The organism is Sphingomonas sp. SAFR-052, from assembly GCF_051965015.1.
GTDB lineage: Bacteria > Pseudomonadota > Alphaproteobacteria > Sphingomonadales > Sphingomonadaceae > Sphingomonas.
Window position 1 is genome coordinate 87,491 of sequence record NZ_JBQCMO010000012.1, and the last position, 24,224, is coordinate 111,714.

General features: G+C 67.2%; 23 protein-coding genes. 14 read left to right on the forward strand and 9 right to left on the reverse strand.

Features of this window, described 5'->3' with window-relative positions; genetic code table 11:
* Positions 1 to 98: 98 nt before the first annotated feature.
* The 5 genes from ACTHQV_RS17265 to ACTHQV_RS17285 all read left to right on the forward strand — a co-directional run bounded on the left by ACTHQV_RS17265 (position 99) and on the right by ACTHQV_RS17285 (position 3,265).
* On the forward strand, positions 99 to 308 hold the full coding sequence (locus ACTHQV_RS17265; RefSeq protein ID WP_440491981.1) for a hypothetical protein: 210 nt from the start codon (positions 99 to 101) through the stop codon (positions 306 to 308).
* 124 nt (positions 309 to 432) lie between these two features.
* On the forward strand, positions 433 to 2,151 hold the full coding sequence (gene poxB, locus ACTHQV_RS17270) for a ubiquinone-dependent pyruvate dehydrogenase (protein ID WP_440491982.1): 1,719 nt from the start codon (positions 433 to 435) through the stop codon (positions 2,149 to 2,151).
* Positions 2,151 to 2,618: an FUSC family protein gene (locus tag ACTHQV_RS17275; RefSeq protein WP_440491983.1), complete on the forward strand. Its 468-nt coding sequence runs from the start codon at positions 2,151 to 2,153 to the stop codon at positions 2,616 to 2,618. Before poxB ends, ACTHQV_RS17275 begins: the two co-directional genes overlap by 1 nt.
* 114 nt (positions 2,619 to 2,732) lie before the next feature.
* Positions 2,733 to 2,972 carry a hypothetical protein gene (locus ACTHQV_RS17280; RefSeq protein ID WP_440491984.1) on the forward strand — a complete coding sequence of 80 codons (240 nt, stop codon included), beginning with the start codon at positions 2,733 to 2,735 and terminating at the stop codon, positions 2,970 to 2,972.
* Positions 2,969 to 3,265, forward strand: a complete 297-nt coding sequence (locus ACTHQV_RS17285; RefSeq protein ID WP_440491985.1) for a hypothetical protein — start codon at positions 2,969 to 2,971, stop codon at positions 3,263 to 3,265. Before ACTHQV_RS17280 ends, ACTHQV_RS17285 begins: the two co-directional genes overlap by 4 nt.
* An 88-nt stretch (positions 3,266 to 3,353) precedes the next feature.
* Here ACTHQV_RS17285 and ACTHQV_RS17290 read toward each other — a convergent pair whose 3' ends face one another.
* A complete protein-coding gene (locus ACTHQV_RS17290; RefSeq protein WP_440491986.1) occupies positions 3,354 to 3,506 on the reverse strand; it encodes a hypothetical protein in 153 nt (50 codons plus the stop codon).
* A gap of 364 nt (positions 3,507 to 3,870) precedes the next feature.
* On the opposite strand from ACTHQV_RS17290, the gene parA reads away from it, so the two are divergent.
* From parA to ACTHQV_RS17305, 3 genes are read left to right on the forward strand one after another with little or no spacing between them, the layout of a single operon-like run.
* The gene (gene parA / locus ACTHQV_RS17295; protein ID WP_242121493.1) at positions 3,871 to 4,524 is read left to right on the forward strand and encodes a ParA family partition ATPase; all 654 of its coding nucleotides are present in this window, start codon (positions 3,871 to 3,873) and stop codon (positions 4,522 to 4,524) included.
* On the forward strand, positions 4,521 to 4,802 hold the full coding sequence (locus ACTHQV_RS17300) for a ribbon-helix-helix domain-containing protein (RefSeq protein ID WP_440491987.1): 282 nt from the start codon (positions 4,521 to 4,523) through the stop codon (positions 4,800 to 4,802). Before parA ends, ACTHQV_RS17300 begins: the two co-directional genes overlap by 4 nt.
* Positions 4,803 to 4,840: 38 nt before the next feature.
* A complete protein-coding gene (locus ACTHQV_RS17305; RefSeq protein ID WP_440491988.1) occupies positions 4,841 to 5,065 on the forward strand; it encodes a hypothetical protein in 225 nt (74 codons plus the stop codon).
* Between the two features lie 30 nt (positions 5,066 to 5,095).
* Here ACTHQV_RS17305 and ACTHQV_RS17310 read toward each other — a convergent pair whose 3' ends face one another.
* From ACTHQV_RS17310 to ACTHQV_RS17325, 4 genes are all read right to left on the reverse strand, one after another.
* A complete protein-coding gene (locus ACTHQV_RS17310; protein ID WP_440491989.1) occupies positions 5,096 to 5,599 on the reverse strand; it encodes a GFA family protein in 504 nt (167 codons plus the stop codon).
* A gap of 128 nt (positions 5,600 to 5,727) precedes the next feature.
* Entirely contained in the window at positions 5,728 to 6,315 is a 588-nt protein-coding gene (locus tag ACTHQV_RS17315; protein ID WP_440491990.1) for a class I SAM-dependent methyltransferase, read from the reverse strand.
* On the reverse strand, positions 6,312 to 7,457 hold the full coding sequence (locus tag ACTHQV_RS17320) for a sensor histidine kinase (protein WP_440491991.1): 1,146 nt from the start codon (positions 7,455 to 7,457) through the stop codon (positions 6,312 to 6,314). The genes ACTHQV_RS17315 and ACTHQV_RS17320 overlap by 4 nt, the downstream gene beginning before the upstream one ends.
* Before the next feature lie 180 nt (positions 7,458 to 7,637).
* Positions 7,638 to 8,822: a sigma-54-dependent transcriptional regulator gene (locus tag ACTHQV_RS17325; RefSeq protein WP_440491992.1), complete on the reverse strand. Its 1,185-nt coding sequence runs from the start codon at positions 8,820 to 8,822 to the stop codon at positions 7,638 to 7,640.
* A 147-nt stretch (positions 8,823 to 8,969) separates the two neighbouring features.
* Here ACTHQV_RS17325 and ACTHQV_RS17330 point away from each other — a divergent pair, with 147 nt between their 5' ends.
* From ACTHQV_RS17330 to ACTHQV_RS17345, 4 genes are all read left to right on the forward strand, one after another.
* Complete coding sequence (locus ACTHQV_RS17330) at positions 8,970 to 10,268, forward strand: efflux RND transporter periplasmic adaptor subunit (protein ID WP_440491993.1); 1,299 nt, start codon at positions 8,970 to 8,972, stop codon at positions 10,266 to 10,268.
* Between the two features lie 10 nt (positions 10,269 to 10,278).
* Entirely contained in the window at positions 10,279 to 10,956 is a 678-nt protein-coding gene (locus tag ACTHQV_RS17335) for an ABC transporter ATP-binding protein (protein WP_440491994.1), read from the forward strand.
* 167 nt (positions 10,957 to 11,123) lie between these two features.
* The gene (locus ACTHQV_RS17340; RefSeq protein WP_440491995.1) at positions 11,124 to 11,876 is read left to right on the forward strand and encodes a GIN domain-containing protein; all 753 of its coding nucleotides are present in this window, start codon (positions 11,124 to 11,126) and stop codon (positions 11,874 to 11,876) included.
* Positions 11,877 to 11,898: 22 nt separating this feature from the next.
* Positions 11,899 to 14,328, forward strand: a complete 2,430-nt coding sequence (locus tag ACTHQV_RS17345) for an ABC transporter permease (RefSeq protein ID WP_440491996.1) — start codon at positions 11,899 to 11,901, stop codon at positions 14,326 to 14,328.
* Between the two features lie 43 nt (positions 14,329 to 14,371).
* On the opposite strand, the gene ACTHQV_RS17350 is transcribed toward ACTHQV_RS17345, so the two are convergent.
* Complete coding sequence (locus tag ACTHQV_RS17350; RefSeq protein WP_440491997.1) at positions 14,372 to 20,908, reverse strand: autotransporter outer membrane beta-barrel domain-containing protein; 6,537 nt, start codon at positions 20,906 to 20,908, stop codon at positions 14,372 to 14,374.
* 58 nt (positions 20,909 to 20,966) lie between these two features.
* Between ACTHQV_RS17350 and ACTHQV_RS17355 the strand changes: the two genes are divergently transcribed.
* Positions 20,967 to 21,230 (forward strand): hypothetical protein, encoded by a 264-nt coding sequence (locus tag ACTHQV_RS17355; RefSeq protein WP_440491998.1) that lies wholly within the window; start codon positions 20,967 to 20,969, stop codon positions 21,228 to 21,230.
* 280 nt (positions 21,231 to 21,510) lie between these two features.
* Here ACTHQV_RS17355 and ACTHQV_RS17360 read toward each other — a convergent pair whose 3' ends face one another.
* From ACTHQV_RS17360 to ACTHQV_RS17370, 3 genes are all read right to left on the reverse strand, one after another.
* Entirely contained in the window at positions 21,511 to 22,191 is a 681-nt protein-coding gene (locus tag ACTHQV_RS17360; RefSeq protein WP_242121545.1) for an anti-sigma factor, read from the reverse strand.
* Positions 22,184 to 22,744 (reverse strand): sigma-70 family RNA polymerase sigma factor, encoded by a 561-nt coding sequence (locus ACTHQV_RS17365; RefSeq protein WP_440491999.1) that lies wholly within the window; start codon positions 22,742 to 22,744, stop codon positions 22,184 to 22,186. Before ACTHQV_RS17365 ends, ACTHQV_RS17360 begins: the two co-directional genes overlap by 8 nt.
* Positions 22,745 to 23,389: 645 nt before the next feature.
* On the reverse strand, positions 23,390 to 23,761 hold the full coding sequence (locus tag ACTHQV_RS17370) for a transposase (protein WP_440492001.1): 372 nt from the start codon (positions 23,759 to 23,761) through the stop codon (positions 23,390 to 23,392).
* Positions 23,762 to 23,787: 26 nt separating this feature from the next.
* Between ACTHQV_RS17370 and ACTHQV_RS17375 the strand changes: the two genes are divergently transcribed.
* Positions 23,788 to 24,024, forward strand: coding sequence for a hypothetical protein (locus ACTHQV_RS17375; protein WP_440492000.1), 237 nt, complete (start codon positions 23,788 to 23,790; stop codon positions 24,022 to 24,024).
* The last annotated feature ends 200 nt before the right edge of the window (positions 24,025 to 24,224 follow it).

Here is a 24,224-nt window from a genome sequence, read left to right on the forward strand (position 1 = left end):
GATCGAAAGGTACGCTTCAGACCGAACGGGATGGCGGGGACCCAAAGCCGGCAATGCCTGTTTTCAGGGGGATTTTCGCTAGTATCGGGATGAACCCTATGACGAAGCGCAACGGATATCTGACCGCTGGTGCCTTTGGCGCTGCCGTACTCGGGACCATGATGGCCCTTGGCTATGTCGAGGACAGGATCGATACGCGATCGACGGACAGGGCGGCGATCGGCAACTCGCTGTCCGAACGCCAGATGCTGGAGCGGCGTCGCGGGCGGGTGGCCGAGGTCGCGATCGCCGGCACGACCGTGCAATAGGATGATGGCGGCATCGTAGGCTGCCGTCCTCCAGAAATCTGGCTTGCCGTCATTGCAACCACGCTCACGAAGCCAAACCGCCCGCCCCTCGTTTCGCCCTCGACCATCATTCGAGGGAAACATCATGAAGATCGCCGATCTCATCACCGACACGCTGATCGCGGCGGGTGTCGAGCGGATCTGGGGCGTGACGGGCGACAGCCTAAACGCGATCAACGACAGCCTGCGCCGTTCGGGCGAGATCGAATGGATGCATGTCCGCCACGAAGAGGTCGCGGCGTTCTCCGCAGGCGCAGAGGCGGCGGCGACCGGCAGGCTGGCGGTGTGCGCCGGCAGCTGCGGGCCGGGCAATCTTCACCTCATCAACGGGCTGTTCGATTGCCAGCGCAACCGCGCGCCCGTCCTCGCCATCGCCGCGCATATCCCGTCGAGCGAGATCGGCCTGAACTATTTCCAGGAAACGCACCCGACCGAACTGTTCCGCGAATGCAGCCATTTCTGCGAGATGGTGCAGACCCCCGAACAGATGCCCGAACTGCTCCACCGCGCGCTGCGCACCGCGATCGGCAAGCAGGGGGTGGCAGTGCTGGTGATCCCCGGCGACGTGGCATTGAAGGACGCGCCGGACAATGCCCGCGCCGACTTCGCGACCCCCCTGCCCCCGCGCGTCGTGCCACAGGTGCAGGAGATCGCCCGGCTTGCCGAACTGCTCAACGGATCGCAGGCGGTGACCCTGTTGTGCGGGGCGGGCGTCGCCGGTGCGCATAACGAAGTCGTGGCGCTGGCGGCGGCGCTGAACGCCCCGATCGTCCATGCCTATCGCGGCAAGGAGTGGATCGAATGGGATAACCCGTACGACGTCGGCATGACCGGGCTGATCGGCTTTTCGTCGGGCTATCATGCGATGATGGAGTGCGACACGCTGCTGATGCTCGGCACCGATTTCCCCTATCGCAACTTCTATCCCGAAAAGGCGAAGATCGCGCAGATCGACCGCGATCCTTCCGCGCTCGGGCGGCGGGCGCAGATCGACATCGGCATCGTCGGCGATGTGCGCGAGGCGGCAGCGCTGCTGACCCCGCAGATCGCGCCCGATCGCTCCGACGCCTTCCTGACCAAGGCGCGGGCGCATTATGCGAAAGCGCGCGAGGGACTGGACGATCTCGCCACGGCGCGCGACGGCGACAAGCCGCTGCATCCGCAATTCGTGGCGAAGGTGGTCGACCGGCTTGCGACCGAGGATGCGGTGTTCACGGCGGACGTCGGCACGCCGGCGGTGTGGGCGGCGCGCTACCTGACCATGAACGGGCGGCGGCGGCTGATCGGATCGTTCAACCATGGGTCGATGGCCAATGCGATGCCGCAGGCGCTGGGCGTGCAGGCGGCCTATCCGGGACGACAGGTCGTGTCGCTGTCGGGCGATGGTGGCCTCACCATGTTGATGGGCGACATGCTGACCGCGGTGCAGATGAACCTGCCGATCAAGATCGTCGTCTTCAACAATTCGACGCTGGGCTTCGTCGAGATGGAGCAGAAGGCGGCGGGCTATGTCGACACCAATGTCGCGCTGAAGAACCCCGATTTCGGCGCGGTCGCGGCGCAGATGGGCTTTTTCGGCGCACGCGTGACGCGGTCGGACGAGTTGGAAAGCGTGCTGCGCGCTGCGTTCGCGCATGATGGCCCGGCACTGGTCGATGTGGTGACCGAGACGCTCGAACTCGCCATGCCGCCCAAGATCCAGGCCGAACAGGTCAAGGGGTTCAGCCTCTACACGCTGCGCGCGATCATGAGCGGGCGCGGCGACGAGGTGCTGGAACTGGCCAAGGCCAATCTGCTGCGGTGATGCCGGGGCGGTTGGCGGCGGCGGCGTTCGTGCTGCGCTGTGCCGGTGCAGCGGTGCTGGCGCTGCCGATCGCGTCGTGGGCGGGGCTCGATCATCCGGTCTGGGCGACGGTATCGGCGCTGGTCGTGTCGCAGGACCGGTTGGGCGATACCCGGCGGACGCTGGGCTGGCGGCTCGTGGCGACGGCGGTCGGGATCGGGGTGGCGATCGCGGTCGGCAACCTATTGGCCGGGGCCGGGCCGGGCGTGACTCTGGGCGTGGCCGTCGCGATCTGCGCCGCACTGGTCCGCTGGCGGAGCGACCTGCGGTTGTCGATGTGGACCGCGGCGATCGTGCTGCTGACGGTGGCACCGGGCCAGGGCATCGCCCAAGCCGGCTTCGCACGCGGGATCGAGGTGCTGATCGGCTGCCTGGTCGGTGCGGCGCTGCATCAATTGGCGGAGATGGCGGTGTTTCCGCAGCGCTGATCCGAAGGTTGACATGTCGGGGTGTCGACATGTCGGTTCATCGTAAGCGTTCGAAACCGTTCGGCTTCCGATAGCGTGCATTGCCGTTCGTGGAGGTTTCGGTAAAGGTTGGGTATGTTCCTGGCCGCATTCTTTCTGATCGCGTCGGTCGAACAGACCCCGACCAAGGCCGCATTCCGGCGGGGTATCGCCGAGAACGCAGCGTTTCGCCGCCAACAGTTCATCGCCGCCGGCCTGACGCCGATCGAGGAGGCCGCGAGAAGCGGCCGGAATGTTCGCCGTTTGCAGGTCTCGGTCTGGCTTCCGGGCCGTCCGCCGACCATGAGATCGAGCGCCATCGCGACGATTAGGTGACGCTGCTTCTGACGTGGAACGACAAACCCGCCGAGCGTCATGTCATCGCCGCTTCGATCTGGCAGGAACTCACCGCTCTGGACGCGGCGGTCTACGCATCCGAAACGTATCGGAAAGGTCCCGAACGGTTCCGCCGGCTGCCATGGCGACACGGCCAGCTTCGAGGCGAATGTCGACGGGCAGGTGCGTACGGCGGGCGCCGCGCGATGTTTTCCACGGCTCGAATCCTTCAATCCGGCAAAGCTCGCCGTCATCAGGCTGTTCACGCAAGCGGCGGTGAAGACGCGGAATGATTGTGTCTTCGACGAAACCAAGCCGGCAGACTCGTTCGTGCAGTGCTTCCGATAACGAAGCGGGGAAAGGACCGGTAACCGGGCTACGCTAGCCGCAGCCGTGATCGCAGAAGCGGAAGGCGATGTAAAAGGCAGCGGCTAACGGCAGGGCGAGCAGCAACAGGCACCCCCAGCCCAGCAGCTTATATTCGAGTTCGGGCTCGTCGCTCCACCGGAATGGCTCTGGATCCTCCTCGTCCACGGCGACATCCTATCCAGATGGCGGACGCTGCCAAGGTTCGCAGGGGCTTTTGCAGGGAAGCGATGCAGCCGGCCCACCAACGCCCTTCCGTGCCGCAACACGCCTCATACCCCATGGTATCGACCAATCGGCTTCGGCCGCATCGGCAACCAAGTCGGCGGCAAGCCGACCGGAAACGGGAAGGCGGCGATCGTCATCAGTAGGGTGAGGAACGACCCTGCCTTATCCAGCGTCCCGATCGCTATCGCTTCGACGAACGCCTTTATCGCGGCAGCATAACACAGGGGATGGATCGACCGGCAATACCCGTTCCGACACCTCGACAGCTTGACGTGTCGGCATGTCGACAGGTAGAAGCGACGACATGCCGACAATAGCCATCATCAGCCAGAAGGGCGGCGCGGGGAAGACGACGCTGGCGCTGCACCTTGCCGCCGCCGCTCAGGCGTCGGGCCGGGTCGCACTGGTCGTCGATACCGATCCGCAGGCGACCGCCAGCCAATGGGCGTCGTGGCGCGGCGAAGCACCGCCCGAAGTCATCGACAGCCCCCCGCCCCGCCTGGCCGCCAAGATCGCCGCCGCGACCGCGCAGGGTGCAGAGGTGATCGTGATCGACACCCCGCCGCATGCCGACAGCGCGGCGCGCGCCGCAGTCGAGGCGGCGGACCTGGTGCTAATCCCGTGCCGGCCGAGCGCGTTCGACCTGTCGGCGATCCAGACCACCGCCAAGCTGGTGCAGCTGCTGCGCCGTCCGGCGTTCGTCGTGTTCACCGCCGGCCCGCCCAATGCGCCGCGCGTGTATCAGGAGGCGGGCGAGCTGGTCGACAGCTTCGGCACACCGCCCTGCCCCGTACTGCTCCCCGATCGCGCCGCATACCGCCATGCCAGTGCCGAGGGGCGCACGGTCATGGAAAGCGAACCCGCCGGCAAGGCGGCCGAAGAAGTTCGCGAACTCTACAAGTGGACATGTCGACAGCTCGACATGCCGGCCCCCCGTTTCCGGAAAGTCATGGCATGAGCCGCAAGCCGTCCTTCGCCAATCTGCGCGACCGCGCGACCCCGCCGCCCCCTGCCCCGGCGGCCGCCCCCGCCGCACCGGCTGCTGCCGCCGCCGCCGACGCCAAGGGCCCGGCGAGCCGGCAGGGTCGCAAGCAGATCGCCGGCTTCTTCACGCCCGATATGTCGTTGGCGATGCACATGCTGGCGAGGCGACAGGATCGCAGCCTGCAGGCGCTGATGGCTGAGGCGTTCAATGACGTGCTGCGCAAATATGGTGAGAGCCCGATCGGGGAATAGGCTGTCGACGGCTCTACCTGTCGACACGTCGATCGGTTATGGTCGGCGACCGGACCCAAATTTCCACCCTGTGCCTGATCACGATCATGGACAGGGCGGCTGTGAGATTGCAAGAAACCCCGATGGACCTGTCCCGCGAATTCCTGGCCTATGCGATCATCGGCGTCGTTGCGCTGATCGTCATCCCCTGGGCGATCATTGCCTATCGCCGCCGCCAGCGCCGCCGCCTGCGCCAGCGTGGGATCAAGCGCTACGGCCACTGACGTCGACCTGTCGACAGGTCGATGGCGGCGTCAGTCGCGGTGCTCGACCGCGTCGCCGGTGATTGCGGCCCATGGCTGGCGGGTCTGTTCCCAGTCCGACACCGTGGGTGGCGGAAATGCCGGATCGGCAAAGGCGCCGACCGGAATCGCGACCTCGCCCGGTCGGGCATCGTTGGTATAGGCAAGCGTCGATCCGCAGGTCGCGCAGAAACGATAGGTCGTCCGGGTGCCGTCGCCCTCCAGCGCCGACCAGCGACTGGTCGGCCCGTCGAGCGACACGCGATCCTGAGCGAAGCGGGCGTCGACCGCGAACGCGCTGCCGCTGCGGCGCTGGCTGTCGGGGGAATGGTTGGCCAGCACGCGCAGCGGTGCGCCGGTGCAGATGGCACGGACCGAGCCGCAGCGACAGGTGGCGAGCCGCCGGGTGGTGTCGACCGGCGGAGCGTCCGGCACGGCGACCGGTTTCGCGATGAGGGTGCGGCGCAGCGGCTTGCCACGCATCGCATCGATATCACCGGGGGGCAGCGCGCTCATCGACGGTCACCGCGTGACGGCCCACGCGACCAGATGCGCCGGTGCGTGGCGGGACGATCGCGACGGTGCTGCGCTGGTTGCCGGCCGTCCACGGACAATCACGATCCTCGTTACCAATTCGTCCGACCTTAGGCCCGGTCCGTCGACCCGGCAACTGCCGTAAACCAGTCATTTCCGCCGCTATCGGCAATAATCCGAGGGGGATGGAGGCCGGCACCGGCCAGCAGCGCGCGATAGGCGCCCTTGCCCAGCGACCGCGACACCCGCCCGGTCAGCATGTCGCGCCACGTCGCAGCGATCCGCGGGGCGGTGAACAGGAAGCCGCCGCCGGGGTGGAGCGCCCGTCCGACGCGCGCGATCAGCGTCGCCTGTGCCGCCTCGGGCAGCAGGAACAACAGCCCGACCGCGACCGCGCCGTCGAAGCGGCGGCCGAAGAAGCGACTGTCCTCGGCGGCTTCGCAGGCGGTCTCGGCATCGGGTAGGGCGCGGCGGAAGGCGGCAAGCAGGGTCGGGGAGGGATCGATCCCGACGAGGCGGTGGCCCGCTTCGGCCAGCGTCGTCGCGACCGGCCAGCCACTGCCGCAGCCGATGTCAAGGATCGCCGCACCGACAGGCAGGGTACGGGCCCAGTCCCGCACGACCTCGACGCCGATGTCCGAGCGGACGGCAAGGAAGCGGTCGGCGATCAACTCATAGCCGTTCGACCTGTCGCTCATTCGACACCTCGACCTGTCGACATGTCGGGTAGCATCAGGCGGAAGCATGTCGCGTGCGTGTCGTTGAGCGTCAGTTCGCCGCCATGGGCGCGGGCGATGCGGCGGGCGAGCGTCAGGCCGATGCCCGAGCCGCCCGCCTTGTCGGTGTGGAACGGGCGGAAAATGCGCGCGCGATCGGCGGCGGCGATGCCGGGGCCGCTGTCCTGCACCTCCGCCACGAAGCCGGGGTCGGCGCGCAGCGTCAGTGCGACCCGTGCCGGCGCATCGCTGGTTAGGGCGGCTTCGGCGCCGTTCTGGAGCAATGCCCAGAGCGCCTGCACCATCTGGTCATGGTCGATCTGCGCCGTGCCCTCGGCCGCGACGGTCAGCGTCACCGCTTCGCCGAACCGCCCGCGGAACAGCCGTGCGAGATCGTCGGCCAGTTCGCCGAGCGGGACCGGGCCGGGCACCGGATCGGGCAGGCGGGCCAGTTCGCGATAGGCGCGGGTGAACCCCTCCAGGCCTTCTACCCGGCGGGCCAGGGTGGAAAGAATATCGCCAAGCATTGCGTCGCCGCGGGCGGCGGCGGTCATCGCGCTGTCGGCCAGCGACACGATCGGCGACAAGCCGTTGAGCAGTTCGTGGCCGAGAATGTCGATCATCTCGTCGCTGGCGCGTTCCTGCGCGGCATGTTCCTCCGCCGCGATGTCGATCAGCGCGGCGAGGCGGGTGTCGGGGCCGAGCGTCACCGCATCGATCCGCCAGCGCCGCCCGGCATGGCGCAGGTGCTGCGCGGCGGGATCGGTGAGTGCGGGCGGCGGCGCGATCAGCCGGTCGTCGGCGACGAACAGCGCGCGCGCGGCGCGGTTGATCGCGCGGACCTGCGCGGCATCGATGCGCAGCAGCGGGACGGGCACCTGGTCGAGCAGCGCCGCGATCGGCAGCGTGTCGTGCGCCGTCGCGAGCGGGGCGGGGAGGGCGGCGGCGCGACGCAGCGCGATCCAGCAGCCGAGCGCCAGCGCCCAGGCGATAATGCCGAGCGTGCCGAGCAGCGATCCCCAGATCCCCGCCTGCCATGCCAGTACCAGCCCCGCGCCACCCAGCGTCAGGGTGATGCCCGATCCGAGCGCGGCGAGGGTGCGGCGGCGTTCGGGGGTCAGCATGGGCGGTATATCGCGATGCGCCGGCGGTCGCCGACCTTTGCCCGGATACGGGGGTGGGGGTGCAAGCGGTCCGTACCCCCGCGCAGGCGGGGGCCCAGGGTGATGAAGCGCGACCGTGGTTCCGCTTGGCTCTGGACCCCCGCCTGCGCGGGGGTACGACAGAAGGCAGGGGGGCGGGGCCTACAACCCATGGCGCGCCATCCGCCGGTACAGCGCGCCGCGGCTCAGCCCGAGCGCCGCTGCGGCATGGCTGACATTGTGGCGATGTTCGCGCAGCGCCGCCTCAATCACCGCGCGTTCGTTTTCGTCGAGGTCGAAGCGCACCGGCGCGTCCGCCGCGACCATTGCCACCGGCTCGGGCGCGAGCAGCGCGGTGTCGATCGTACCGTCGCCGAGCAGGACCGCGCGCTCGATCGCCGCGGCCAGCCCGCGCACCTCATCTGGCCACGGGCCGCGCAGGATCCGTGCCTCGGCAGCGGGGGTGAAGGCGGGGACCGGCCGCCCATGCCGCGCCGCCGCCATCCGCAGGAAATGGCGCGCGAGCAGCAGCGCATCGTCGCCGCGCGCGGCGAGCGGCGCCACCGCGATCTCGACCGTGGCGATGCGGCGGGCGAGCGCAGGCAGGATGCCGCCCGCGCTGTCGGCGATGGCGATGCAGCGGGTGTCGGCGGGCAGCCGCGCCAGCAACCGCGCCTGCGCGACCTCGCCCAGACGGTCGGGGTGACGCAGTAGGATCGTCGACGTGTCGACAATCTGACTCCATGCTGTATCGTCGCGCAGGTCGATGACCGGCATCGCCACCCCGGCATCGGCAGAGGCGGCGTGAAGCGCGGCGGCGGCCAAGCCGCGCCCCGATCCGGCGGGACCGGTCACCACCACCCCGGCGCGGGTCGGGCCAATGCGCCGGATCAGATCGCGCAAAGTCGCCATCGCCGCACTGTCGCCCAACAGCCGCGCCGGTTCGGCCGCCACCGGTTGCGGCGTGGCCGCGACCGGTACCTGTGCCCGCGCGGCGGTGGCGATGCGGGCGAGCAAATCGGCATTGCGCCACGGCTTCATGATGAAATCGCGGGCGCCCGCGCGCATCGCCTCCACCGCGATGCGCACCCCGCTATGCGCGGTGATGACGACGACCGCCGCCGCCGGATCGTCGGACAGGATGCGCGCCAGCAGCGCCAGCCCCTCCGCGCCGTCGGTCCGCCCGGCGGCATAGTTCATGTCGAGCAGCACCACGTCGTAGCGCTGGGCGGCAAGCCGCGACAGTGCCTCCTCCGGCGTCGCCGCGCTGTCGATGCGGTGCCCGCCGAGGCGCACCGCCAGTGCGATCGATTCGGCGACGCTGGCATTGTCGTCGATTAGCAGCACGTTCAGCCTGCTTGACGTGCCCGGCTCCTGTCCATTTTCGGACAGTGCGTCCGGACATGGACGGTCACTTCTCCGTCCATCGGATGAATATCGTTCGGTTATAGGCACTTAGGATTTTCCGCCCGGATCGGTGACACTGTGTCCATGATGACCGAACCGACAGACGGCGCAAGCAGCACGACGACCGGGCAGGGGACGGCCCCCGGTGCCGCCATGGACCGCCGCGTGGAGCGCCCCCGCGCCCGCTGGTGGCACAAGCGTCCGTTGTGGATCGCGGTGGCGGTGGTGCTGGCGGCGGTCGCCTTGTGGCGCTTCCTGCCCGCCGCCGGATCGACCGATATCGATGCCGACCGGATCGAGACCGGCGAGGTGACCCGCGCCGCGTTCGACGATTACCTGCCGGTGCGCGGCGTCGTCGCACCCCGCCTGACCACGCAGGTCGGGGTGCTGTCGGGCGGGCAGGTCGAGACGCTGCTGGTGCAGGACGGGGCGATGGTCGCCGCCGGACAGCCGCTGGCGACGCTCGCCAACCCCGAACTGCGCCTCGAGGTGCTGACGCGCGAGGCGGCGATCGCCAGCCAGTTGGGCGCGGTCGCGGGTGAGGGGCTGGGGATCGAGCGCAGCCGGCTCGACCGGTCGGCGCAGGTGGCACAGGCCGAATACGACCTCATCAAGGCGCGCCGCGACCTCGCCATCCGCCAGCAGCTGTTCGACAAGGGCATCGTGTCCGAAGCGGGCGTCGCCGGCTATCGCGCTGAGGCCGACTATCAGGCCCGCCGCCTCGCGCAGCTGCGCGCTGGCAGCAGCACCGAGGCGCGGATCACCGCGACGCAAGGTGCACGGCTTGCCGATACGCAGGCGCGGCTCGCCGGCAATCTCGCGGCGGTGCGCGGCGGCCTGTCGGCGCTGACCATCCGCGCGCCCGCCGCCGGGCGGCTGACCAACTTCACGCTGCAACCGGGGCAAACGCTCAAGCCCGGCGACCCGGCGGGACAGGTCGACAGCGAGGGATTGTGGAAGCTGGAGGCCGATGTCGACGAATTCTACATCGGCCGCGTCGCGGTGGGGCAGAAGGCGCGGGCCGATGGCGCGACGCTGACCGTGTCGAAAGTCCTGCCGACGGTGAAGGACGGGCGGTTCCGGGTCGAGCTGACGTTCGACACCACCCCCTCTAACCTCAACCGCGGCCAGACCATCGACATCCGCATCACGCTGGGCGCCGCATCGAAGGCGATCGTCGCACCGGTCGGCGGGTGGCTGGCGGCGGAAAATGGTGCCTTCGCCTTCGTCCTCGACAGCGACGGCACCCATGCCACGCGCCGCGCGGTCCGGATTGGCCGCCGCAATCCGGAAGTGGTCGAGATCCTGTCGGGGCTGAACCTCGGCGACCGCATCGTCACCAGCAATCTGTCGACCGTGAAGGGCGACACCATCAACATACACTAAGGGGGGACCAATGATCCGTCTCGAAAATATCCAGCGCCGCTATGTCTCCGACGAGGTCGAGACGACCGCGCTGGCCGATATCAACCTACATGTCGAAGCGGGCGAGTTCGTCGCGATCATGGGCCCGTCGGGCTGCGGCAAGTCGACCTTGCTCAACACGCTGGGCACCGTCGATCGCCCGACCGGCGGCAAATATCTGTTCGGTGAGCGGGACCTTGCCGCGCTCGATGAAAAGGATCTCGCCAAGTTCCGGGGATCGACACTCGGCTTCGTGTTCCAGAGCTTCAACCTGATCGACGAGCTGACGATCGAGGAGAATGTCGCGCTCGGCCTCGCCTATCGCAGCGACGCTGGCGACCGGAAGGGGCGGGTGGCCGCGGCGATGGACAAGGTCGGCATCGCCCACCGCGCCCGTCATTTCCCGCACCAGCTGTCGGGTGGGCAGCAGCAGCGCGCGGCGATCGCCCGCGCGATCGTCGGCGATCCCAAACTGATCCTGGCCGACGAACCGACCGGCAATCTCGACACCGCCAATGGCGAGCAGGTGATGAACATCCTGGGCGCGCTCAACGACGACGGCGCGACGATCGTGATGGTCACCCACTCGCCCGCCCATGCCGACATGGCCAGGCGGCGCATCGACATGCTCGACGGGCGCATCGTCGCCAGCGCGATGCGGGCGATGTGATGCGGCCGGGCCGACCCCTGTTCCTGCGTACCCCCGCGCAGGCGGGGGGCCAGGGCCACACCAACCAACCTTCGCGTTTGCCGCTCTGGATCTCAGCCTGCGCAGGGATACGGCCCCGGGCCGGTGGCGGCGCATTCCCCCTTTCCTCCCGACCGGAGACCTGCCTCATGAAACCGCTTCTCACCCTCGCGCTGCTCGCTTCCGCCGTGCCGACCCCGGCGCTGGCGCAGGTCACCACGCGCAGCTTCGCCGCCGCCGATTTCGACCGGATCGACGTGCGCGGCTGCGACCATGTAGCCATCACCTTCGGCGCGCGCTTCGCGGTCCGGGCTGAGGGGCAGGCGGGGTCGCTGGCCGCGATCGGCGTCGCGGTGCGCGGTCGGGTGCTGACGCTACTGCGTGCCAAGGGCAGCTGCGACAGCCGTCAGAACAAGCCGGCAGCGAACATCACCATCACCCTGCCGCGCCTGACCGCGATCGACGCCAGCGGCACCGGATCGGTCCGCATTGCCGCGTTCGACACGCCGAGCTTCGAGGCGCGGATGAGCGGCACCGGCGCCCTCGCCATTGACGGCTTGCGCGCCACCCGCGCGACGATCGACGTATCGGGTACCAGCACCGCGACGCTGCGCGGGGTGCGGGCATCGCGGCTGTCGCTGGACCTGAGCGGCACCGGGCGCATCGTCGCCGATGGCCGGGCCGACGCGCTGGCGATCGATGCCAGCGGGACTGGACATGTCGACACCTCGACACTCACCACCGCCGCATTGTCGGTCGATGCCAGCGGCACCGGATCGGTCCGTGCGCAGGTGAACGGCCCGGCGGGGATCGACGCCAGCGGCATCACCCGCGTGACCGTCACCGGCCGCCCGCAATGCGCGGTGTCCAAGAGCGGTATGGCCCGCGTCACCTGCGGCTGATCCAGGAAACAGGGGGAAGGCCATGAACCGCTTCACGTTGCTGTCGCTCTATCGCTCGCTTGTGCGCCACAAGCTCTATGCCGCGCTCAACATCGGTGGCCTTGCGGTCGGGATCGCGGTGTTCCTGATCCTCGGCCTCTATGTCCGGTTCGAGACCAGTTTCGAGAAATGGCTGCCGGATTACGACAAGACGTACATCGTGGAGACGGTCTGGACCCTGCCCGACAGTCCGGCCAACGGCGCCTATCCCTATACGATGGGCGGGTTGCTCGATCAGATGCGCGAGGATTTTCCGGGCGTCGTCGGCACCCGCACCTTGGGCGGTTTCGGCAGCGGTACGGTGACCGCCAATGGCCGCGCCGTGTCGGAGGATGTGGCGATGGCCGATCCCTCGGTCTTCACGGTGCTGCGCTTTCCGCTGGTGAAGGGCGATGCGGCGACCGCGCTGGCACGGCCGGGCAATGTCGCGATCAGCGAGACGATCGCCCGCAAATATTTCGGCGGCAGCGATCCGATCGGCCGGACGATGATCGTCGGCTTCAGCAAGACGCAGCCCTATCGCGTCTCCGCCGTGTTCCGCGACCTGCCCAAGAATACCGATTTCGGCATATCGATCCTGATTCCGCTGCCCCGCACGCCGCCGAGCGAATATTGGTATCATTGGGGCAGCACGAACCTGCAGACCTATTTGCGCTTCGACACGCCCGCCGCTGCGCGCGCGTTCGAAGCGAAGCTGCCGCCATTCGTCGACCGGCGTGGCAAGGAACTGGCCGATTTCGGCCGCAAGGCGTCGGACGTTCAAAACCTGAAGCTGTTGCCGCTCGCCGACCTGCATCTCGAACCGGAAGGGCAGGACAGCAGCGGTGCCAAGACGACCGTCGTCACGCTGGGCCTGGTCGGCGTGCTGACGCTGCTGATCGCGGTGGTCAACTACATCAACCTCGCCACCGCCCGGGCGGGCCTGCGTGCCCGCGAAGTGGCGATGCGCAAGGTGCTCGGCGCCGATCGCGGTACGCTGGTCCGTCAGTTCCTCGGTGAAGCGGTGCTGACCGTCGCCATCGCCGCGCTGGGCGGGTTGATCCTTGCCGAACTGGGCCTGCCGCTGGTCAATGCGGCGGGCGGCCTGTCGCTGACTATCCCGTACGAGGTGGTGGTGCCGGCGCTGGCGCTGCTGACGGTGATCGTCGGGGTGCTGGCCGGGGTCTATCCCGCGATCCTGCTGTCGCGCTTTCCCGCCGCCGCCGTGCTCGCCTCGGCGCGCTCGCCCGGTGGCGGGCGTGCGGGTACGCGCATCCGCGAACTGCTGGTGATCGGGCAGTTCGGTCTCGCCATCGCCTTCATGATCGGCACCGCCGTGCTGGTCGCGCAGACCCGCCATGTCCGTTCGGCCGATTTGGGCTTCCAGCGCGACGGACTGCTGGTGCTGACGTCCACCGCGGACTCGCTGTTCCCGGTCGAACGCCGCGCAGCGGTGTTCAGCGCGATGCGGGCATTGCCGCAGGTGAAGGATCTGACCTTCGCGAACAGTGCGGCGGGCGGTAGCGGCGAAACCAACAACGACAATGTTCCGCTGCCTGGCGTCGCCGGACCGGGTCCGTCGCTGCGCCATATCGCCATCGGGCCGCGCTTCTTCGAAACCTATGGCACGCGGCTGCTCGCCGGGCGCTGGTTCGACGATGCGCATGGCGGCGACGATGCGACCGAGCGCAAGTCCAGCGAGGGGCGCAACATCGTCATCAACCGCCGCGCGCTGACCCCGCTGCGCTTCGCCTCTCCGCAGGATGCGATCGGCAAGACGGTGGGCGGCGATCGGCCGCGCACGATCATCGGCGTCGTCGACGATTTGCGCTTCGAATCCCCGCGCAGCCCCAATCCGCCGGTCTATTACATCTATTACCGCAAGCCGGAGACGATCGGCACGCTGGTCACCACCCTGCGGGTAACCGGCGATCCGCGCAGCGCGCTGGCGTCGGTGCGGGCGCTGTGGCAGCGGATGGTGCCGCAGGTGCCCTTCGCCGGCGATACGGCCGACACCCGCCTTGCCAATTTCTACGAAGCCGACGACCGCGCCACGCGGCTGTTCGGGATCGGCGCCGGCTTGGCCGTGCTGATCGGCTGCGTCGGGCTATGGGGCCTCGCCTCGTTCAACACCCAGCGCCGGGTGAAGGAGATCGGTATCCGCAAGACGCTGGGCGCGTCGTCGCTCGATATCGTCAAGCTGCTGGTCGGGCAGTTCCTGCGCCCCGTCCTGATCGCGAACCTCGTCGCCTGGCCGCTCGCTTATCTTGCGATGCGGACCTGGCTGGCGGGGTTCGAGGACGCGATTCCGCTGTCGCCACTGTTCTTCGCCGGCGCGACCGCGGTGGCGCTGCTGGTTGCGGTGCTGACCGTGCTCGGCCAGTCGCTCCGCGCAAGCCGTGCCGCGCCAGCCTGGGCGCTGCGGCACGATTGAGGAAGTGGGCTCCGACCTTGCGCGAGGTCGGAGCCGGTCTGGTTCAGAAGCGCAGCCGTACGCCGGTGCTGATCGTCTCCTGATGATCGTCCCGCCCGGTCTGAGCCGAGGCGGAGGCGAAGATGTCGAGACCGCTAGGCAGGCGATAGGCGACACCGCCGGCGGCGGTGCCGACCAGTTCGGTACGGCCTGCGCCGACCGCGACCAGGCCCAGGCCGTTGCCGGCATAGCCTGCCAGTGCCGTCGCCCGCTGCCCCTCGAGTTGATAGCGGGCGCCGAGCGACACGAACGGCCGGAACGGTGCGTCCGAGGCATCGCTGCGCGCCAGCGTCAGCCCGGCATCGGCAAAGCCCGATACGTGCCGGTTGCCCGCAACAGTCAGGGCGAACGGGCTGGCCCCGGTTTCGCACAACCCCTCACGCGAGGTGCGGATGTACGTCACGCCGACCCGCGGGCGGAGCGACCAGCCATCGCCAACGTCGATGCCATAGGATGCGGCGACATCGCTGGCCCAGCTATGCAGATCGTAGCTGCCGGTCCCGTTACGCCCGGTCGGCAGTGCCCGCACCGTATCCGCCGTACCGCCATCGTACAGCAGCGACGCGCTGAAGCCCCATCCGCTGTCAGCCCCGTAACGGCCGTGGATGCCGGCGACGACGCCATCGGCCCGCGTGCGCGCGCCCAGCGCGCCGATCTGCTGCCGGCCGTTCAGATACCCCGCGAACGCGCCGATCATCCAGCTGCGGTCGCCATAGCCGACCCCGCCCAGGAAGCCGTAGCTTTGCGCGCGAGCGGTGTTGCTACCCTCTGCGGCATCGCCCTGCAGCGTGTGCCATTGGCCGATCGTCTGCGCGAAGGTGAAGGCGCCGGCATCCTGCCGGTCGGTCGCAAAGGCATTGCCACGTGCGACCTGGGTCAGCGACAGCGCATGATCGACACCCAGCTGCGTCGCCGAGGCATAGGCCTCCGGCGTCAGCTGTGCAAAGCCACGCGCATTCGATGCTCCCGACGTTTCGACCAGCGCCGGCAGGCTGTCGAACAGCGTGCTGGTCGCGGGCTGCACCGCCAGCGTGGCGTTCGCATAGGCGATGCTGCGCGCCACCTGCGGCGAGAAGCGAGCGTCGGTCAGGAACTGGCCGAGCAGCTGGATGCGGTCGGTGCGCTGTACGATCACCCCGAACAGGCTCGACGGCTTGTTGACAGTCGTGAACCCGCCGGTGATCCCGCCGCTGGCGGTGATGAGATCGTAGCTGGTGCCAGCGCGGAGCGTGCCCACCGGCACGATCTGCAACGTCGCACCGCTGGCGATCGAGAGCGCACCATTGACAACCAGCTTGTCGGAGACGGTCGGGGTCAGCTCGAACACCGACAGCGAACCACTGGCCAGCGCGACGTTGCCGTTGACGGTCATCACACCCGGTGACGCACCGGGGCTGAGCGTACCTGCGACATTGACGTTGCCGTTGACGGTGCCGGCCGAACCGAAGGTTGCACCCGTGCCGACATCGATACGGTTCGCTGCGATCGTCGAGTTTGCAAGCCCGACCAGGCGCCCGCCAGTCAGCGCTGCATTGCCGAGCGCCGCATTGCCTGAGACGGTCGCATAGCCGCCGGTCATTCCGAACGTCTCGACATTGTTGACGTTCGTGAACGCGACCGGCGCACTGGCGCTGCCACCCGATACCGTGACCGTGTCGCTGCCCGCGCCGCCATCGACCGTGCCGGCAAAGCCGCCGGCGATCGTCAGCCGTTCGTTGCCACCGGCGAAGCGTATGGTGCCGGTGGTCAGCGACGCGCCGCTGGCGATCGTCAGGTCGGTACCTGCGGTCACCTGTCCATAGCTTTGCGCGCCGGTCAGGGTCAGCATGCCGGTGCCGGTGCTCGCCAGCGTCTCGAAGCCGGTCAGCGCGGCGGCGTCGAGCGTGCGTGTCCCGGCCAGCGTGATGGTGGCGACGTCATCCCCTGCGCCCCCTGCGACGGTGCCGTTGAGCATGCCGCCGGGAGCAAGGCTGAAGCTGTCATTGCCAGCGCCCAGATCGAGCGTGCCGTTGATCGTGCCGCCACTGGTGAGCGCCACCGTCTGCGCGCTATCGCCCAACGTCGTCAGATCGCCGGCCATGCCGAGCGTCCCGCCGATGTTCAGCGTGGTACCGGTGAGCGCAATCGTTTCGAACCCGCTGGCGCTTCCCGCCAGCGTGATCGGTGCGTTGGTCGAGAAGCGCAGCGTGTCATTACCCGCCCCGCCGGTATAGGTGCCGTTGGCGATCACGGTACCCAGCATCAGCATGTCGCCGCCACCGCCTAGTGCAGCGCGGCCGATATCGCCATCGACCCGCAGCATTTCGGCCGCGTCGCTGCCGGTGATGGTGCCGACGGCGTTGCCGTTCAGCGCGAGCGTGAGGCCTGTGCCGGACAGGGCGATGCTGTCGAAGCTCTGGTCGAGGGTCAGCGCCAGCGTGCCGTTGCCGGCGACCGCGAGTTGCTCGAAGCCGCTGCGCATGCCGATCCCGCTGCGGTCGCCCGACAGGGCGACGCGGTACAGGTCGACCCCCGTACCGCCATCGACGCCACCGACGACGCTGCTGCCCGCGCGATCGACGAAGATATCGTTGCCGGCACCCAGTGCCACCGCACCGGTGATCGTCCCCGCATTGTCGACGGTTTCCGCCGCATCGCTGCCGGTGATCGTGACCGGACCGGTGCTGCTGAGCGTTTGGCCCGCACCGACCGCCAAGGTGCCGCCGCTGACGTCGAGCGTCGTGGTCTGGAACGCGCCGATATAATCGACCGTGCCGCTGCCGATCTGGCTGAAGCGTTCGAAATTGACGAACTGGCTGGCGCGGACGGTACCGCCCCCGGCCGCGTCGACGATCAGGCTGTCGGTACCGATCCCGCCATCGACGGTGCCGGTCAGCACGGCCGAGGCACGGTGGAGGAAGGTGTCGTCACCCTCGCCGAGGAAGACGTCGCCCTGAAGCGTGCCGAAATTCTCGACGCGGTCGTCACCCGCGCCGGTGTCGATCGATCCGGTGATCGTGCCGGTGTTGACGATCCGGTCGTTGGCATCGAACGACTGGATCGCTCCGGCATAGGTTTCGCCGTTCGCGGCGAAGCTGGCACCGCCCCGGATCGTACCGGCATTGGTGAGATCCAGCGTACCGACCGCAGCCACGGCGGTCGACAAGGCACCCGTCGCCTCGATCGTGCCGGTCGCGCTGTTGTTCAGCGTTATGGAATGCGCTGCGCTGGTCGGCAGGGCCAGCATCGTCAATGCCGTTGCAACGCTGGTGTAGGTATCGGTCCGCTGCTCGATCTGACCGGTCGACGGATTGTAGCTCCAATAGGAGTAGGTGACATCCTCGCCGCCGGCATTGGCCCGGATCGTGCCGCTGTTGGTCACGGTGACCTGCCGCGTACCGCCCGTGGAGCTGCCGGACCAGAACGAGCCCCGCGTCTCCAGATAGGCGGCAGTTGTGCCCCTGCCCGTCGTCTCGATCGTGCCGCGATTGTCGAGCGTCATCGACGATACGCCGTCAGCCGCATCGATCATAGTCATCTCGATCGCGTTGCGATCACCGGTGATCGTGCCACGGTTGACCAGCGATGCCGTCAGCGGCGCAGCAGCGATCACGTCGGTAAAGTTCTGCACCGACATGCCGAGCTTGCCATTGATCGATCCGTCATTCGCCGCGGTCACCGCGCTGTTCGAAGAGAGCGAAACGGCGAGGCTGCCTGCACCGATGTCGATCGTGCCGGCGTTCGCAAAATCGATCGCGCCGGTCTGGCGGATCTGTACCCCCGACCGATCCGGGTTCCCGGTCGTCACGATGCCCGTGGCGGCATTGACGAAGCGGCCGACGCCGCCGTCGAAGCCACCGTTCATCCGCCCCTGATTGGTGAACGACGCGAGCAGTGGCTCCGCCACCATCATCCCGTTTTCCCAACGATAGGTATCGGTGTATACCAGACCGTCGATCGTCGCGGTGTTGACGATATTGCCGTTGCCCGACAGCTTCAGGTCGTTCGTGGCGGGTGCCGCAGCCGCGATGGTTACTTGCGTATCCGGTCCGGCGGCACGTACGCCCTCGACGCTGAAACCGGTCGGCAGGTCCCGGCCCAGGGTTACCGTGCCGCTGGTGGAACGGGCATGGATATAGGTGTTGGTACCACCGCCGGCATCGATCATGCCGCTGACGCCGGTCACGTCGTCATAGACGATCAGCGTGTCGTCGCCGTTGCCGAACCGCAGGTCACCGGTGATCGTACCACCCAACCCGTCATAGGTCGCGTTGCCATAGGATCGGTTGTTGTAGTTATAGCTGCTGTAGCCGAGATCGACAGTGCCGATGATGGTACCGGCATTGACCAGCGTCCCGCCGCTGACCCGGATCGCGGTGCCGTTGCCAGCGATCGTGGCACCGGTGCGATTGGTGATGAACGCCTGCGGATTATACTGGCCACCCCCGATCGCGGCGTCGTTCGTGCTGGCGATGCGGCCGGCATTGTCGACAGTCACCGACGACGAACTGCCGACGGCGTTTCCGGCGACCTCGATCGAACCGGAATTGGTGAGGTCGACGCCGCTCCAGGAAAAGATGCCGTTCGATACACGACCGCCAGCGACCTGGCTGATCGTGCCGTTGTTCGTGACCTTCAAGGCTTCCGAGATGCCGGTTGCGCCATCGAGCGAAATCGTCCCGTCGTTCACGACGGTTCCCTGGCTGGAGGCGTAGATACCGATTGCAGCCTGCGACCTGTCTCCACCGCGCACGATGATCGTGCCAGCGTTGGTAAAGCTATGTTCGCGTCCGGTCTGCACCGCGGCGAAGGCAAGACCGTCGTTGCCACTCGATCTGTCGAGGGTAATGGTTCCGCGGCTGATGATGGCGAGACCGGCCTGATCGCTCCGGGTCTCGCCAGGGGCCATCAGGACCTCCGACACCGAAATGGCCGAGCGGGTGGTGGCGACGATATCGCCGGTGACGTCGACGCTGCCCTTGCCCGCTACGATCAGCGGGGTGCCGACGCTGGTCAGCGTCAGTTTGGCGCCATCGTACAGGTCATAGCCGATCTCGGCGAAGCCCGGACGCGCCATTGCCGCCGTGGTCGTGTCGGCGTTGACGCGATAGCGCAGCAACGCATCCGTCGCGATGACCGTCCCGTTGATGCCGGCAAAGCCGCTGCTGCCCGCATCGCCCAGATAGGTGACGAGCGTCTCGTTGCGGCCCAGCGTCAGGTTTCCGTTCAGCACGCCGCCCGACAGTGCGAAATAGCGGTTGGCGCCATAGCTGTATTCTTGGCCGATACCACCGAACGAGACGTTGCCGTCGATCGTCCCGGCATTGGCGACGGCCGCGTTGGACAAGCGGCTACCGGCGGTCTGCGGACGAATGTCACCGACGATCCGGCCTCCCGCACGATTATCCAGAATACCGTAATAGCCGAGATCGACCGCCAGCACCGGCGAGGTGATCAGGCCAGTGTTGGTCAGATTGCTGGTGAGCCGAACCCCGGTCACGGCCCCTTCGATGGTGCCGCTGTTGCTCCAGTTCATGCCCGACGAACCGCGCATGATGGCGCCGATGCCGGCGGTCGAGCGGATCGTGCCGCTATTGGCGAAGCCGGTACCCGACAGCTCCAGCGCCGTTCCGTTCGCCTGCAGCGTCCCGTTGTTGACGAACATGCCCTGCGACAGGATCGAAACGCCGTTGCCGGCAGCATCGATGACGCCATCATTCTGAAAACGTTTTGCTGCGTAGACGTACGCCAGATAGCCGTTGCCGGCGCTGGCCGTATTTCGCATCGTGCCAGCATTGACGACCGTGGCCGCACCATCGGACGATCCTACGCCCAGAAGCTGACCAGTCCCACTCAGCGTTCCATTGATCGTAACGTTACCGTTGCCGCCCAGCATCAGCAGCCCGGTGACGACACTGTCCGCCGCTCCGATCGTAACGGTCGGTGTATTTTCCATCCGCAGGTTCAGCACTTCGAATCCGGATAGCAGCGGCAGCGAGGTGAAACTGGCGTCGCCTGACAGGCGCAAGTCGAGCGTATCGAGACCCGCGCCACCATCGATCGTTCCGGTGACGCCGGTAACGATCTGTCCGGCAACATAGCGTGCGGCCAGCGTGTCGTTGCTGGCACCCAGCATCAGGTCGCCACGGATCGTACCGGCAAGGGTGTTGATGTTGCTGCCATTTTCGTTGCCAAGCACCGCACGCGAAATGACCGATCCATCGATCGTCCCGGCATTGGTCAGCAGCAGAGCGCCATCGGTATCGATCGCGTAGCCGATGCCGCGGATCGTTGCGCCGGCCTTGTTGTCGACGCTGAGAAGCCCGCTCGCATCCTGGATTGCAGTGCCGCTGGTACCTTCAATCAGGCCTTCATTGGTAACGCTGACGGAGATTCGGCCAACATTGTTGTTGGGCGAACGGCGGCTGACTAGTGCCTGTGCACCGGATATGGTTCCTTCCGCGCCGATCCTGATGGTAGCGGTTGCCCATGGATAATAGGTTTGCAGCCCCGGCGGGCAGACGATGGGCGTTACACCTGCATAGGGATCGCACGGACCCAAATACGGTTCGCCGTTGGTGACAAGGAAGCCAATCCGGTTTTCGCCATCAACTCGGCCATTGATCGTGAATGTGGTGGTGGACGATTGGGTACTAATGGCTGCGTCGGAGCTGCCACGTACGGTTGCGCCTTCGGCCACGAGCACGCGTCCGTTGAAGACATCGGCGATTAAACCATCATTATCCGTGCCGGTGCAGGTGGTAAGGGTCGAGGAGATCATCGGATCGGGCGAGCATTGCGCATGTGCCGCCGACGATGCCGCCATCGCAACGATGCTCGTACCGATCGCGAACGACCACCGGCGCAGACGCGCCGAACCCTGACCTGCCATCTAAACATTCCCCCCCATGCGGCCCCTGGGCCGGACATCCTGCTTATGGGATGCCAGGGAAAGCGTCCAGTGAGGTCATGCGTACCGGTACGGTCAGGACCCGACGGATCGAAAGCCGTTTCTATCCGCTGCGCGATAACTTTAATAGGAACGGAGCGACCGCTTATCGCGATCCGGACGCGACAAAGATTTATTCGCAACTATCGAGTGTTTCTTGATAATCCTTCACTGCTTGGCGGCAACTCCAGTGACGGCGGCAACCGTCGGCAACTTTACGTCCGCGCCAGCGCCCCGCTGGCGACGACAGGACCGGTCGGGGTCGGCTCGGGCGAACCGCCCAGCGGTTCGATCGATACCGCCAGCACCGCATCAGCGTTCAGCAAGGCGCGCTCGGCTGTCGGCAGCGGCAGGCGCGTCGCGCCGGTACGGGCGAGCAGGCCGATCGCATGCGGCACGCTGTCGCGGAGGATCCAAAGTTGCGCGTCCTTGCCCGCCGGGGCCAGGCCGGGGGCGACGACGCGCACCTCGTTCCGGGCGAGGTCGATCGAGGCGGCGATCGGCGTGCCGCGCTGGTCGGTGGGTGCCAGCGCCGCCAACAGCGTAGGTTGCGGCTGCGCGACCGGCGGCGGCGGGACCACCGGTGCGGGTCGGGGCAGCAGCAGTGCGACCGAAGCGGCGATCGCAGCGGCCAACGGCACGAACGCCCATCGGAACCTCGATCGTGCAGCGGGGGCAGCGACCGGCGCGGCGACGATGCGGTCGATCTGTAACGCGGGCGCCGTTACCGGCTCATATTCGTCGAACATCGCCGCGAACCGGTGCCGCCACCATTCGACCTCGCGTGCGAAATCGGGATCGCTCAGCGATCGCCGCATCGCCGCGGCACGCTCGGCACCTTCCAGCAGCCCCAGCGCATATTCGGCCGCCATCATGTCGGGATCGGGATCAATCATCGCCGACACACCCGCGCAACTGCAACAATCCGCGCCGCACCCAACTCTTCATCGTTCCCAACGGCACGCCCTGGGCATCGGCGATCTCGGCATAGGTCATGCCGTCGACAAAGGCGGTGCGGATGGCGTCGCGTTGCGGCGCATGCAGTTCCTCGAGACACTCGTACAGCCGTCGCGCGGTTTCGGCCTGTTCCGCCGCCACCGTCTGGTCCGGCGTATCGTCCGCCACGTCCAGCGCCTCCTCGATCGGGCGCATCGTCCGCCGGCCATGCGCCCGGACCCAGTCGATCGACCGGTTGCGCGCGATCGTCGCCAGCCACGCGATCGGACTGGCCGGACCCACTTCGAACCCGCCGGCCCGTTTCCAGACGATCGTGTACACTTCGTGCAGCACATCCTCCGCCGAACTGCGATCGCCACAGATGCGCAGGCAGATGCCGAACAGCCTGGCCGAGGTCATGCGATACAGATCGCCGAGTGCGTCGCGGTCCTCCGCCCCGACCCGTTCGAGCATTTCGTACAATCGGACGCGTTCTTCGAGAGCGTTCGTCATCACGTCCCGCACCGCTGCCTGGTTCAGGCGAATGGGCAATCGACGGGGTGCCGGCATGACACGGCCCGTCTTGCATCGACCCACGCCTACACGCCCCCATGCGTGCCAACAACGCCCGTTGTGGGCGCGCCGGCTTTGGTACGGTCCATCCTTTGACACATTGCGGACGTCGCTCTTCCTAATCGAGCTGATGTCATGATAGCGAACCCCTGCCACCCGGTCCGTCCCGGGAGGTGAGGCGTCGTAACCTCAGGTCATTGCAGCCGGTCGACAACAGGTGTCGGCCGGGTGGCCGTCACGCATGTCCAAGGCACCGCCTAAAGTCTCTAGCTGCTGCCCCTCGGTGTGAGGGATATCCCGACTTCTTTAAGCTACCTCATGATCTGCTCCTTCGCGGATGTTTGCAAGATCACCCGTCATCACTCCCGGAGTGCAACAGTCTCTTCGCGGTCGGGCGCTTGTGATGGCCGTTGGGCCTGTCGCCTGCCGCAGCATGGGCATTCACGTGCAAAGGGTGGAGCTTCAACAAGCGTCACGAGGTTGTCGCCACCTCACCTTTAGGCCCGAAGTCTCCTGTCCCTCCGCCTCCCGGGAGGACGGTTTCGCCGCTCTTGTGCGGACGAACCTGGTGTGAACCTGGAATTTCTATGCGGTCGCGCGCGCCTGCATCAGGTCGCGGTGCGGCCCCACATCGGCGGCTTTGGCCATGAAGTGGGTGCCATCGCGCCACAGGCTGAACATCACGATCGCCAGTTTGCGGGCGAGCGCGACCTTGGCCTTGTTGAAGCCGACCCGCTTGCTGAGCTTCATGCCCCAGTCCTTCAGCGTGCTGAACGACTTGGTGTTCGCCAGCATGACGGTCGCGGCGCCGACCAGATGCGTGCGGGTCAGCTGGTTGCCCATCTTGCTGATCCCGCCATGTGTCAGGCTCTCGCCCGACTGGTAGACGCGCGGGGTCAGGCCCAGATAGGCCGCGACATCGTCGACATGCCGGAACCGTGTCGGGTCGACGAGCAGCGTGAGTGCGGCGGCACGATACGGCTATGATCGTGCAAACCGGGGCGGATTATGCCGCCGAGCAGAGCGCGAACGAAGCCTTCCAAAAGGACATCGTCGTCGGCACGGAAACGAACTGCGGCACCATCATTCAGGTCTGTGGACCGATGGTCGAAATCGCCGTGCCGCCAGTCCGTCCGATCCCCAATGGGCAGTCCACCATTTGGTCGAAACGCACCGTCCTCACGCGTCCCGGGCCCGCCCTTTGCACCTACGGTCTCTGACCTTTCCCCCGGCCAATTTCGCGCCGTTCGTGCCATCCAAAGGAGAAACTTATGACGCATCCCTCAGACCTCAGCGACTTTGTTCCCAAAGCTACTTTCGACGAGAGGCCGGCATACGGATCTTGACGTGACCCCAGTCTTTCAACCAGCGGCAACCAGAGACCGACCGTGGTTGTCGCGCATGAGCGCGGGTGAAGCAA